The organism is Pseudomonas sp. RSB 5.4 (genome assembly GCF_037126175.1).
In the GTDB taxonomy this organism is placed as follows: Bacteria; Pseudomonadota; Gammaproteobacteria; order Pseudomonadales; family Pseudomonadaceae; genus Aquipseudomonas; species Aquipseudomonas fluorescens_H.
Genome location: NZ_CP146986.1, coordinates 2547465 through 2559767 on the forward strand (window position 1 = coordinate 2547465; position 12303 = coordinate 2559767).

Annotated in this window: 6 protein-coding genes; 3 read left to right on the plus strand and 3 right to left on the minus strand. The window is 61.2% G+C overall.

All coding sequences use genetic code 11. The features are described from left to right. Positions 1-245 precede the first annotated feature (245 nt). Genes mfd through V9L13_RS11425 form a run of 3 tightly spaced genes read left to right on the plus strand, consistent with a single transcriptional unit; the run spans position 246 to position 6974 of the window. A complete protein-coding gene (gene mfd, locus V9L13_RS11415; protein WP_103521281.1) occupies positions 246-3695 on the plus strand; it encodes a transcription-repair coupling factor in 3450 nt (1149 codons plus the stop codon). 10 nt (positions 3696-3705) lie between these two features. Next, positions 3706-4272 (plus strand): CsiV family protein, encoded by a 567-nt coding sequence (locus tag V9L13_RS11420; protein ID WP_338802549.1) that lies wholly within the window; start codon positions 3706-3708, stop codon positions 4270-4272. Between the two features lie 11 nt (positions 4273-4283). Continuing rightward, positions 4284-6974, plus strand: a complete 2691-nt coding sequence (locus V9L13_RS11425) for a DEAD/DEAH box helicase (protein ID WP_338802550.1) — start codon at positions 4284-4286, stop codon at positions 6972-6974. A 148-nt stretch (positions 6975-7122) separates the two neighbouring features. On the opposite strand, the gene V9L13_RS11430 is transcribed toward V9L13_RS11425, so the two are convergent. The 3 genes from V9L13_RS11430 to nagZ are packed head-to-tail and all read right to left on the minus strand — an operon-like array spanning position 7123 to position 12186. Next, positions 7123-10416, minus strand: coding sequence for a DEAD/DEAH box helicase (locus V9L13_RS11430; protein WP_338802551.1), 3294 nt, complete (start codon positions 10414-10416; stop codon positions 7123-7125). A 9-nt stretch (positions 10417-10425) separates the two neighbouring features. Beyond that, positions 10426-11163: an S-methyl-5'-thioinosine phosphorylase gene (locus V9L13_RS11435; RefSeq protein WP_338802552.1), complete on the minus strand. Its 738-nt coding sequence runs from the start codon at positions 11161-11163 to the stop codon at positions 10426-10428. A 12-nt stretch (positions 11164-11175) separates the two neighbouring features. Then, complete coding sequence (nagZ, locus tag V9L13_RS11440) at positions 11176-12186, minus strand: beta-N-acetylhexosaminidase (protein ID WP_338802553.1); 1011 nt, start codon at positions 12184-12186, stop codon at positions 11176-11178. Positions 12187-12303 lie beyond the last annotated feature (117 nt).

Here is a 12303-nt window from a genome sequence, read left to right on the forward strand (position 1 = left end):
GCCAGCCCAGTAAAACCGGGGCTTTCAGCGCAGTCAATTTTTCGACGACTGTTAGACGATGTCTGTAACCCTCCGTAACACCAGTCGATTTCGGCACTACATAACCACTAAAAAAGTGCTCGTTTTTATGGTTACCACTACATTTCGCGCAAACCGCGAAGATAGACGCAGTCTGCAACTGACAGGCGGCACCGGACGCCGCTACAATTACCGACTTTGTCGCAACGCCTGGAGCTCAACCTTCCGTGCCTGTTCTGCGTCTACCGCTTCTCCCTGCCGCGGCAGGTAAACAGCATTGGGGCAACTTGCCCGGTGCCGCCCTCAGCCTGGCGATTGCCGAGGCTGCCAGCGCAGCCAAGCGCTTCACGCTGCTACTGACCGCCGACAGCCAGAGTGCCGAACGGCTGGAGCAGGAGCTGAGCTTCTTCGCCCCGGATTTGCCGGTTCTGCATTTTCCCGACTGGGAAACCCTGCCGTACGATCTGTTCTCGCCGCACCAGGACATCATTTCCCAGCGTATCGCCAGCCTTTATAGACTGCCGGAACTGGCGCACGGCGTGCTGGTGGTTCCGATCACCACCGCCCTGCACCGCCTGGCGCCAACCAAATTCCTGCTCGGCAGCAGTCTGGTGCTGGATGTCGGCCAGAAGCTCGATGTCGAACAGATGCGCGCGCGCCTGGAAGCCAGCGGCTATCGCTACGTCGATACGGTTTACGAGCACGGCGAGTTCACCGTACGCGGTGCGCTGATCGACCTGTTCCCGATGGGCAGCAAACTGCCCTATCGCATCGACCTGTTCGACGACGAAATCGAAACCCTGCGCACCTTCGATCCGGAAAACCAGCGTTCCATCGACAAGGTCGATTCGGTCAAGCTGCTGCCGGCCCGAGAGTTCCCGCTGCAGAAAGATGCAGTCACGCGCTTCAAGGCACGCTTTCGCGAGCGTTTCGACGTCGACTTCCGGCGCTGCCCGATCTTCCAGGACTTGAGCAGCGGCATCACCCCAGCCGGTATCGAGTACTACCTGCCGCTGTTCTTCGACGAAACCTCGACGTTGTTCGATTACCTGCCGCAGGACACTCAAGTGTTCTCGCTGCCGGGCATCGAACAGGCGGCAGAAAACTTCTGGAACGACGTGCGCAATCGCTACGAAGAGCGCCGCGTCGATCCATCGCGCCCACTATTGCCGCCTGCGGAATTGTTCCTGCCGGTGGAAGACTGCTTCGCCCGCCTCAAGAGCTGGCCACGGGTCGTCGCCAGTCAGCAGGACGTCGAATCCGGTGCCGGCCGCGAGCGCTTCCCGGCGCAAGCACTGCCAAACCTGGCGATCGAAGCCAAGGCCACGCAACCGCTGGCGGCGCTCTCGGCGTTTCTCGATGAATTCCCCGGGCGTGTGCTGTTCACCGCCGAGTCCGCGGGCCGTCGTGAAGTCCTGCTGGAACTGCTGGAACGTCTGAAGCTGCGGCCGAAAACCGTCGACAGTTGGCCGGACTTCGTTTCGAGCAAGGATCGTCTGGCGATCACCATTGCGCCGCTCGACGAAGGCTTGATGCTCGACGACCCGGCGCTGGCACTGGTGGCCGAGAGCCCGCTGTTCGGTCAGCGAGTCATGCAGCGCCGCCGTCGCGAAAAGCGCGCCGACGCCAACAACGATGCGGTGATCAAGAACCTCACCGAACTGCGCGAAGGCGCACCGGTGGTGCACATCGATCACGGCGTCGGTCGCTATCTCGGCCTGACGATTCTGGAGATCGACAATCAGGCGGCGGAATTCCTCACCCTGGAATACGCGGAGAACGCCAAGCTATACGTGCCGGTGGCCAACCTGCATCTGATCGCCCGCTACACCGGCAGCGATGACGCGCTGGCGCCGTTGCACCGCCTCGGCTCCGAGACCTGGCAGAAAGCCAAGCGCAAAGCCGCCGAACAGGTTCGCGATGTCGCCGCTGAGCTGCTCGACATCTATGCCCGTCGTGCCGCCCGCGAAGGCTACGCGTTTGCCGACCCGAAAGCCGATTACGCGACCTTCAGCGCCGGTTTCCCGTTCGAAGAAACGCCGGACCAGCAAGCGACCATCGAAGCCGTGCGCGAAGACATGCTCGCGCCAAAGCCGATGGACCGTTTGGTCTGCGGCGACGTGGGTTTCGGCAAGACCGAAGTGGCGATGCGCGCCGCGTTCATCGCCGTGCACGGCGGACGCCAGGTAGCGATTCTGGTGCCGACCACCCTGCTCGCCCAACAGCACTACAACAGCTTCCGCGACCGCTTCGCCGACTGGCCAGTGACCGTGGAAGTGATGAGCCGCTTCAAATCGGCCAAGGAAGTCAACGCGGCGATCGCCGATCTCGCGGAAGGCAAGATCGATATCGTCATCGGCACGCACAAGCTGCTGTCCGACGACGTGAAGATCAAAAACCTGGGTCTGGTGATCATCGACGAAGAACACCGTTTCGGTGTGCGTCAGAAAGAACAGCTCAAGGCCCTGCGCAGCGAAGTCGACATTCTTACGCTGACCGCCACGCCGATTCCGCGCACGCTGAATATGGCGGTGTCGGGCATGCGCGACCTGTCGATCATCGCCACGCCGCCGGCGCGACGCCTGTCGGTGCGCACCTTCGTCATGGAGCAGAACAAGAGCACGGTCAAAGAGGCCCTGCTGCGTGAACTGCTGCGTGGCGGTCAGGTTTACTACCTGCACAACGACGTGAAGACCATCGAGAAATGCGCGGCGGATCTCGCCGAACTGGTGCCGGAAGCGCGGATCGGCATCGGCCACGGGCAGATGCGCGAACGCGAACTCGAACAGGTGATGAGCGACTTCTATCACAAGCGCTTCAACGTGCTGATCGCCTCGACCATCATCGAGACCGGCATCGACGTGCCGAGCGCCAACACCATCATCATCGAGCGCGCCGACAAGTTCGGCCTGGCGCAATTGCACCAGTTGCGTGGACGCGTCGGGCGCAGTCACCACCAGGCTTATGCGTACCTGCTGACGCCGCCGCGCCAGCAAATCACTTCGGACGCGGAAAAGCGTCTGGAAGCGATTGCCAACACTCAGGATCTGGGCGCCGGTTTCGTGCTGGCGACCAACGACCTGGAAATCCGTGGCGCCGGCGAACTGCTGGGCGATGGTCAGAGCGGGCAGATTCAGGCAGTCGGTTTCACCCTGTACATGGAAATGCTCGAGCGCGCAGTGAAGTCGATCCGCAAGGGCGAACAGCCGAACCTCGATCAACCGCTCGGCGGAGGCCCGGAGGTCAACCTGCGGGTGCCGGCGCTGATTCCGGAAGACTATCTGCCGGATGTTCACGCCCGTCTGATTCTGTACAAGCGCATCGCTTCGGCCACCGACGAGGAAGGCCTGAAGGATCTGCAAGTGGAGATGATCGACCGTTTCGGTCTGCTGCCGGAGCCGACCAAGAACCTGGTGCGCATTACCGCACTGAAGTTGCAGGCCGAGCAGTTGGGCATCAAGAAGGTCGACGGTGGGCCGCAGGGTGGACGTATCGAGTTCGCCGCACAGACGCCAGTCGACCCGATGACCCTGATCAAACTGATCCAGACTCAGCCAAAACGCTACAAATTCGAAGGCGCCACGATGTTCAAGTTCCAGGTGCCAATGGAACGCCCGGAAGAGCGCTTTAATACTGTAGAGGCGCTGTTCGAGCGCCTCCTCCCGAAAACTGTTTGAAGGACGCCGCATGCGCCTGTTTCGCTCACTGACTTTGCTACTTGCCTTGGTAGCCCCTTCGGTTTTTGCCGATGACCTTTATCAGGTCGAAATGATTCTGGTACGCCAGAACGCTGTACCGGCGATTGTCAGCCGTGCCGCCCCGGAAGACTGGGCCGCCGGCGCTCAACGCCTGGGTGATGACAGACTGCGCACACCCGCGCTCGGCGACGTTGCCAGCAAACTCACCGCCAGCGGTGATTACAGCGTGCTGCTGCACAAGGCCTGGCAGCAGACCCTCGGCGAAGCGCCGACCAAGGTCGCCGTCAGCGACGGCAAGGAACAGTTCGGCCAGTTCCCGATCGAGGGCACCCTGGAATTGAAACTCGGGCGCTTCACCGACGTGAACGCCGACTTCTGGGTCAACCAGATCGACAGCAACGGCATGGTCACTGCCAGCGAACGCCTGAAGCAGGACAGCCACACCAAGAACGGCCAACTCAACTATCTCGATAACGGCCACTTGGCGCTGCTGATCAAGATCACCTCCCTGACGGCGCCCGCCCCTCGGCAAGCCCCTGAAGCGATTCCGGACTGATCGAAGTCCTTATGTCCCCGCCCCTGAGTAAACCGTTGGCACCCTCCTGGGTCAGCCGATTCAAGGAACAGAGCCTGGAGCGTGGCCGCCGCTACGCCCTGGAGAACCGGGTACGCATCGCACAGGTTGGCGATGCGACCATTACCGCCAGTTGCGAAGGCTCTGGCGGTAACGTCTACCGTCAGACCATTCACCTGCGCGAGTCAGCCAAAGATACCCTGTTGCTGGTTGACGCCACCTGCACCTGTCCGGTGCGCAACAACTGCAAACACTGCGCCGCGGTGCTGCTGCAAGTGCAGGAAACCCTCGAATACCCTGCCGCAGCGAAAGACGCCGAACTGCTGGAAAAACTCCAGGCCGTATTGGAGAACCGTAGCCCCAAGGCGCCGCCGCAAGTGCTGGTGGACAACGTGCAACCGCTGCCGCGCCTGTGGCTGGCGAGTGTCGAGTTCAGCGCGTTCGAGCCGCGCAACGGCAAGATGCAGCGTTACATTCAGCATCGAGCAGCGCTGTCGTTCAGCTATCTGGATGAATACGTCAGCGGACAGAAAAACAGCGACATTCTGATTCGTCAGGAAACGCAGACCCTGCGGATAAAACGCCATCCGGAAGTGGAACAGTCCTACCGCGAACAGTTAAGAATCCTCGGCTTCCGTATCGCCACGCGCCAGAGCAAAGCGCTGCCGGAAAGCGCCGGCGAGCTGTACGAGATGGTCAACGACAGCGCCTGGCTGACGTTTACCCTCAACGAACTGCCGAAGCTGCGCACCCAAGGCTGGGAATTGCAGATCGACGAGGAGTTCGGTTTCGACCTGACCGCCGTCGACGACTGGTACGCCACCGTCGAACAGGCGCCGGAGCGCGACTGGTTCGATCTGGAACTGGGGATCATCGTCAATGGTGAACGCCTGAGCCTGCTGCCGATCCTGCTCAACCTGATGCGTTCGCACACGGAAATCCTCAACCCGGAACGCCTGGCGCGGCGCCGCGATGACGAGCTGATTCTGGTCAATGTGCCGCAACGCAACAGTGAGCACGGGCCGTTGCAATTGGCGCTGCCCCTTGGCCGACTAAAACCGGTACTGGCAACGCTGGGCGAGTTCTACTTGCAGGAGCCGGGCGAAACCACCCTGCGCCTGAGCAAGGCCGACGCCACGCGCCTCAATTCGCTGGAAGGCATTCCACTGCTGTGGGAAGGCGGCGAGCAGATCCGCAGTTTCGCCCAACGCCTGCGCGACATTCGCGATTACACGGCCAAAGCGCCGAAGGGCTTGAACGCGACGTTGCGTCCTTATCAGCTCGAAGGCTTGAGCTGGATGCAGTCGCTGCGTCAGCTTGAGGTGGGCGGGATTCTGGCGGACGACATGGGCCTGGGCAAAACCCTACAGACCCTGGCGCATATTCTCAGCGAGAAAAACGCCGGACGCCTGGATCGACCGTGCATGGTGGTGATGCCCACCAGCCTGATCCCGAACTGGCTCGACGAAGCCGCGCACTTCACGCCGCAACTGAAAGTGGTCGCGCTGTACGGTGCCGGCCGCAAAAAGCACTTCGATCACCTGGCCGACTTCGACCTGATCCTCACCACATACGCGCTGCTGCCCAAGGACGTCGAACGACTGGCACAACAGCCCTTGCACGTTCTGGTGCTCGACGAAGCCCAGTACATCAAAAACCCCAACAGCAAGGCCGCGCAGGCCGCTCGCGAACTCAACGCGCGCCAGCGCCTGTGCCTGAGTGGCACACCGCTGGAAAACCACCTCGGCGAGCTGTGGTCATTGTTCCACTTTCTGCTGCCAGGCTGGCTGGGCGATGTCAAAAGCTTCAATGCCGACTACCGCGTGCCGATCGAAAAACGCGCCAGCGAAGTCAGGCTGCAGCACCTCAATGGGCGGATAAAACCGTTTCTGCTGCGCCGCACCAAAGAACAGGTGGCCACCGAACTGCCGCCCAAAACCGAGATCATCCACTGGGTCGATCTCAATGAGGCGCAGCGCGACGTTTACGAAACCATGCGCTTGGCGATGGACAAGAAAGTCCGCGACGAGATCACTCGCAAAGGCGTGGCGCGTAGCCAGATCATCATTCTTGAAGCCCTGCTCAAGCTGCGTCAGGTCTGCTGCGATCTGCGCCTGGTCAACGATGCCACCCTGCCCGCCCGTGGCAGCACCTCGGGCAAACTCGACAGCCTGATGGAAATGCTCGAAGAGCTGTTCGAAGAAGGTCGGCGGATTCTGCTGTTCTCGCAGTTCACCTCGATGCTGTCACTGATCGAAGACGAACTGAAAAAACGCAACGTGGCCTACGCCTTATTGACGGGCCAGACCCGCGATCGGCGCACGCCGGTGAAGGAATTCCAGAGCGGCAAGCGTCAGATCTTTCTGATCAGCCTGAAGGCCGGCGGCGTCGGCTTGAACCTGACCGAAGCGGATACGGTGATCCATTACGATCCGTGGTGGAACCCGGCGACCGAGAACCAGGCGACTGACCGCGCGTATCGAATCGGTCAGGAGAAACCGGTGTTCGTCTACAAGATGATTGCCCGAGGCACGGTGGAAGAGAAGATTCAGCACCTGCAGAAGGAAAAGTCTGACTTGGCAGCAGGCGTACTGGATGGGCGCAAGGCCGGGGACTGGAAACTGCAGAGCGATGATATTGAAGCGCTGTTTGCGCCGTTGCCGGACAAGTTCGACAAGCGTTGAGATGCGTTTTTTCCGATAAATTGCCATCGCTGGCCAGCCAGCTCCCACGGTGCTTTGCGTTGAGCACTAATTTGTGAACATTACAAAACCTGTGGGAGCTGGCTTGCCAGCGATGGGGCCATCAGATGTCGAACTCTGACTTGGACAGTCAACCCCTGGAAACCGGCAGCGGCGCAAACAGCGCCTCGATGTCACTCTGCTCCAGCTTGAACCCACCTGTCGTACCGCCTTCCAGCACCGCCCCGGCCAGCGCAGCCTTCTCCTGCTGCAGCGCCTGGATTTTTTCCTCCACGGTACCTTTGGCAATCAACTTGTAAACAAACACCGGATTGTTCTGCCCGATACGATAAGCGCGATCAGTTGCCTGATTCTCCACTGCCGGGTTCCACCACGGGTCGAAGTGGATCACCGTATCCGCAGCCGTCAGGTTCAGACCGGTACCGCCAGCCTTGAGGCTGATGAGGAACAACGGCACCTTGCCGCCCTGGAAATTCTTGACTGGCGTGCGCCGGTCGGTGGTGTCGCCAGTCAGCAACGAATAATCGATAGCGCGCTGCTGCAACTCCTGCTCGATCAGCGCCAGCATCGAGGTGAACTGGGAGAACAGCAGGATGCGCCGACCTTCGCCGAGCAACTCTTCGAGCATCTCCATCAGGCTGATCAGCTTGCCGCTGCCCGAGCGCAATGCCTTCGCCGTGAGCGGCATGTTGATCAAGCGCAGATCGCAGCAGACCTGACGCAGCTTGAGCAAGGCATCAAGAATGATGATCTGACTGCGCGCCACACCACTGCGGGCAATTTCGTCGCGCACTTTTTTGTCCATCGCCACGCGCACCGTTTCATAGACGTCGCGCTGGCCGTCGCTGAGTTCAACCCAATGGATGATTTCGGTTTTCGGCGGCAGCTCAGTGGCGACCTGATCTTTCTTGCGACGCAGCAGAAATGGCTTGATGCGCGCCGTCAGGTGCTGCATGCGCTGGACATTGCCATGCTTCTCGATCGGTGTGCGGTAATCGCGGTTGAAGGATTTGTTGTCCCCCAGCCAGCCAGGCATGAGGAAATGAAACTGCGACCACAGCTCGCCGAGATGGTTTTCCAGTGGCGTGCCGCTCAGACACAAGCGCTGACGGGCCTGCAAGTCACGTGCGGCCTGCGCCGCTTTGCTCAGCGGGTTCTTGATGTTCTGCGCTTCGTCGAGAATCAGTACGCTCCACGACTGCGGCCGCAACGTTTCAAGATCCCTGGGCAGCAAGGCGTAAGTGGTCAGCACCAAGTCGTATTCGGCGAGATTGGCGAAGTCTTTTTGCCGCCCGGCCCCATGAAGCGCCAGGACCTTCAACTGAGGCGTGAAGCGCTGGGCCTCGTCGAGCCAGTTGGGAATCAGGCTGGTCGGCATCACCGCCAGTGCCGGGCAATCGAGGCGCCCGGCGTGCTTTTCCGTGAGCAGATGCGCCAGGGTCTGCAGGGTTTTGCCCAAGCCCATGTCATCGCCAAGAATGCCGCCGACCTCCAGCTCCCGCAGAGTCTGCATCCAGCCAAGGCCTTCGAGCTGATACGGGCGCAGTTGCGCATTAAGGCCGGCCGGCGCAGCAATGTGGGTGTGACTGGAATTGTGCAGCCGCTTGGCAAAAGTGCGCAGGCGTTCGCCGCCCTGCCATTCCAGTGGCACGCCATCGAGCATACTCAGGCGCGCGGCGTCTGGAGCAGTCAAGCGCAGCGCATCGCCCTGATGTCCGCCCAGGTACAGCTCGCCCAGCGTCGCCATCAGCGGTTTGACCCGACTCAGCGGCAAGGCCACCTTGGCGCCTGCCGGGTCGCCAAAACCGCTGGGTTTGAGTTCGATCAGGAGTTTTTCGTCGTCGCTGCGTTGCGCCAGATTCACCGGGTCGAGCAAACGTGGCTGGGTGCGCAACAGATGCAGAAGGATCGGCAACAAGCTGTAGCGCTCGCCATTGACGACGATGCCCAGTTGCAGATCAAACCATTGATGCCCGGCCTCTTCTTCGACCTCCGCGTACCAGTGTTCAACCGGCTGCACATCGAAATGGAAGCCGGGACTGATTTCGATTTCCCAGTCCGCGGCGCGCAGTGTGGCAAGCCCTTCGTGCATGAATCCGAGCCAGGCGGAATCATCCGGCAAAGTGAACATCTCGCCGGGGCGATCCATAGCGCTCTTGCGCGTGGCTTTTTTGAAGCCGTGCTTTTGCAGGCTCTGGCGCAGCTTCTTTTCCATCGCAGGCTGGCGCCGAATGCGCTGGGTTTCAGTGCCATTGAGGACCATCACTTCCGGATGACGATCCACCGCCGGATGACCGTTGTAGGTAAACACCAGAGCGGCGCGGTGCTCCAGAACGTATTCCCAGCGCGAACGCTCCCGGCCGCTGACCAAGGTCAGTTGCGGCTGCGGAAACACGTCATCGATGATTCGTTCGGTGAGTTTGTGCGGCGGCGGGATTTTGGTCATCGCGCTCATGCGATGGCTGAACTGCATGGCCTGACGCGCGGGGATGTCTGGGGCGAGGGTCAAATGGCAGGCCAGTTTTTCTTCCAGCTCACTGAACAGAGGGCCCACCTGTCGCTGCTCACGATCGAGGTAATAAAGCGGCTCCAGCGCCAGCACGGTTTCCTGCGCAGCCTCGGCACTGCTCCACTGGGCGCGGAACCCACCGTCGGCCTGCTCGGCCCAAGAGAACAGACCCATGCGTTTCGCGCCCGGCGTCAGTGGCTGCAAGTTTTCGAAGTCGAGGAACAGGCGCGAGGTGCGCAGGAGCATTTCCAGCAGTTCCGCGCCACTGCTGCCTTCCAGCGGATAGCCGCTGTAATAGGCGTGATGGGAATGCATGGCGACCAACAGCCTGGCGACGCGCAGATCCAGTTCGGACAGATAACCGGGCTGACGCATGAGCATGTCCGACAGCGAATACACCGGTTTTACTTCGCGTAACTCGCCGCTCTTGAGCTGATAGACCTTGAAAATATCGAGCAGCCACTTGCCGTTCGCAGACGTGGGTTTGAGTTTGTAAAACAGGCGCGTGCCCGCGGTTTGCGCCCCTTCGTCGACGGGCCTGGCCGGGACGGGGACTGTCGAAAGCCAATGCTCGAGCGCCCGACCCAAGGGGATCTGTGCGTCACTTTCGGACGTATCGTCGTCAATGCCCTGCAGGTGATAGAGCACCGCCGCGCAGTGCTTGCAATCAATCACGACGGGGCAGGTGCACAAGCAACGCAACTTAACCGATCCCAGGCGATCTTCGGACAGGTAGATGCTTTGTTCATACGCCTGAGTTTCCGAACCGACGCAGAACGCCTCGATCTTCCTGTCATCGATCTCGATGATCTCTACCCGATCATCGGCAGCATAAGCGCGGGCCTTGGCCAACGCCTTGCTACTGAATGCGTCAGTCCATGCCAGCCCTTTAAGCCGCTCGATGAAAATGCTCATGGACAGTCCTTAGCTGGCCAACACCCGCGCCAACGTCGATTTCACCTTGCCCATCCCGTCATGCAGCGCCTGCTCGATTTCGGCCATGGTAATCACCGCCGTGGTCTTGCCTGCTGCCGGGTTCACCACCAGCGACAGGCAGGCGTAATCCAGATCCAGCTCACGGGCCAATGCCGCTTCCGGCATGCCGGTCATGCCGACGATGTCGCAACCGTCACGCTCCAGACGCACGATCTCCGCCACGGTTTCCAGACGCGGGCCCTGGGTGCAGGCGTACACCCCCTGATCGCTGTATTCGCAGCCTTCGGCAGCCAGCGCGGCGGTCAATTGCTGACGCAGCGGCTCACTGTAAGGGAAGCTGAAATCGATATGGGTGACGTGCTCCAGATCATCGGCGAAAAACGTGTGTTCGCGGCCACTGGTGTAATCAACGATCTGATGCGGCACGCAGAAATGGCCGGTACCCATCGCCGGATGAATCCCGCCCACCGCATTGACCGCAATGATCGCCTCGGCGCCGGCCTGCTTCAGCGCCCACAGGTTGGCGCGGTAGTTGACCTTGTGCGGCGGGAAACGGTGCGGATGGCCGTGACGGGCGAGGAACAGCACTTCCTTGCCGGCGTACTCGCCGATTTGCACCTCGGCCGAAGGCGCACCGTAAGGGGTGTCCACCGCCAACGACTGACGAATGCTCAAGCCTTCGAGCTGGGTCAGGCCGGTGCCACCGATGATTGCGTAAACCGTCATAACGAAGAGTCCTTAATCGATCAATTGAGCGTCTTTTAGCGCGCCGATGGCGGTGAGCCAGCGCGGATCCTGACGGTAGTCGGTGCTGGCGACCGCCTGCCCGCGCATCCGCGCAATGCGTGCGGACGGCTTGACCTTCATCCGTTGCGCAGCACTCAGGGCCAGTTCGGCCGCAGCGCGGTCGTTGCACACCAGGCCCATGTCGCAACCGGCGCTGAGCGCGGCTTCAATGCGACTGGCGGCGTCGCCGACCACGTGGGCGCCGGCCATCGACAGGTCGTCGCTGAAAATCACGCCGTCGAACTGCAACTCGCCGCGCAGGATGTCCTGCAACCAACGGCGGGAGAACCCGGCCGGCTGCGAATCGACTTGCGGATAAATGACGTGCGCCGGCATGACCGCAGCGAGTTGCTTGCTGAGTCTGGCGAACGGTACGAGGTCGTTGGCGCGGATCTCGTCGAGACTGCGCTCGTCATTCGGGATCGCGACGTGGGAGTCGGCTTCGGCCCAACCGTGACCGGGGAAATGCTTGCCGGTAGCCGCCATGCCCGCGCTGTTCATGCCGCGGATGAAGGCGCCGGCGAGCAACGCTGCGCGCTCGGGATCCCCTTCGAACGAACGCGTGCCGACCACGGCGCTGCGCTGGTAATCCAGATCCAGCACCGGGGCGAAACTCAGATCGAGGCCGACCGCCAGCACTTCGGTAGCCATGATCCAGCCGCATTGTTCGGCGAGGTATTCGGCGTTCGGGTTGTCGGCAATGGCGCGCATCGCCGGCAGGCGCACGAAGCCCTGACGCAGACGCTGCACGCGACCGCCCTCCTGGTCGACCGCCAGCAGCAGATCCGGGCGAATGGCGCGGATGGCGGCGCTCAACTCACGCACCTGGCGCGGATGCTCGATGTTGCGGGCAAAAATGATCAGGCCGCCCACTTCGGGCTGACGCAACAATTGGCGATCCTCGGCCGTCAGCCAGGTACCGGCGACGTCCACCATCAACGAGCCTTGCAGGCCAGCAGTCATAGAGATTCCTTGAAAACGAAAAACCCGATTCGCACGACATCGCCACCGAGAGCGTTGCCCGGCAGGTTGGCGATGTCGATAGGAAACGGGTTCAGAACGAGAGTCGGCATGGGCGGC